This window comes from Pseudomonas zhanjiangensis (genome assembly GCF_041027545.1).
GTDB lineage: Bacteria > Pseudomonadota > Gammaproteobacteria > Pseudomonadales > Pseudomonadaceae > Aquipseudomonas > Aquipseudomonas zhanjiangensis.
Map to the genome: position 1 here is coordinate 1 of NZ_JBFTEG010000055.1, position 663 is coordinate 663.

Genomic DNA, 663 nt, shown 5'->3' on the forward strand with positions numbered 1-663 from the left:
GGATGACCCGCTTTCATGGCGTGGCCACCCGCTACCTCCCCAATTACCTGGGCTGGCGCCGCATGCTTGAGCGCTACCAGCAAAGCATTCGGCCAGTTCACTGCATCCAGGAGGCGGTAGGACGCACAGCGCAACACGCTATTGGGACATAGCCAAAAAAAAGCCCCAGCGAACCTCGTGAGGGCGGGGGCGAAATACTCTCATTTAAGGAGAGCTCAGTGTGTCGGTTGCTGACAGTGCCTGCAGGATTACTGTCTGATGGCGCTAGCTTGCCTGGGTTCGGCTCCTGCTGGTGTTCGTAAAGCGACGGCAGGCGTGTCGAAAGCGCCTTGTTCTTTTCTTGCGAACGCTCTGCTGTAGGCTTGGTCACTGTCCGCGCCGCTTCGGAGGCATCTAACAGTTGATGAGTGAGCCCTGACTTCGGAATCCTGTGGTTTGCAGCGGTAGCTGCCGCGGCATTGAGGGACAGCGCTGTAGTGGGCTCGCGATGGTTTCGGTTGGCCTATGGCGATTTTCAATTAAAAGCTTGACCGCTACCTTGTGGTGCCTATAATGCGCACCACTTCCGGCGCAGGCCTTTCGGAAAACCTCTTGTAGATCAATTGGTTATCTTGTTTTTAGGGCTTGCGGCACGGCGAAAGCCGTGTAGAATGCGCCGGGCTG

The 663-nt window shown here is 56.9% G+C and carries 1 pseudogene; it reads left to right on the top strand.

From position 1 onward, the window contains the following. Positions 1 to 152 (top strand): annotated as a pseudogene (locus AB5S05_RS22050) (IS1595 family transposase); the annotation flags it as partial. Positions 153 to 663: the final 511 nt, after the last annotated feature.